This window comes from Mesorhizobium sp. M2E.F.Ca.ET.219.01.1.1, from assembly GCF_004016445.2.
Taxonomy (GTDB): Bacteria; Pseudomonadota; Alphaproteobacteria; order Rhizobiales; family Rhizobiaceae; genus Mesorhizobium.
On the sequence record NZ_SADT02000238.1, the window covers coordinates 1 to 293 of the forward strand.

General features: G+C 52.9%; 1 pseudogene. It reads left to right on the plus strand.

Annotated features, from left to right (window positions below):
- Positions 1-146: 146 nt before the first annotated feature.
- A pseudogene (locus tag EN862_RS35665) lies at positions 147-293 on the plus strand (sugar ABC transporter substrate-binding protein); the annotation flags it as partial.

A 293-nucleotide genomic window follows, 5' to 3' on the forward strand; every position in this document is an offset into this window, starting at 1 on the left:
GCAGGCTAAAGAATGGAATGTAATTAAGCAACATCATAATCCGCTTGCATGCGGCAAATTCATCGATAATGTAGGAAAGTCACATAAATCTTGTGTCAGCACCGGCACAGGGAGCGCAAAAGCGTGGACCAAATGGGAGAGATCAGATGAACCTTGCGAAATGGACTGCCGGCCTGATGGCCGGAATGGGCATTCTGGCCTTCGCGGCGCAGGCAGAAGCTGGCGAAGTGCGGGTTACCGTCGCCGAATACAGCGCCAAGACCGGCCCCTACTTCGAAGAGGTCAAGAAAGAG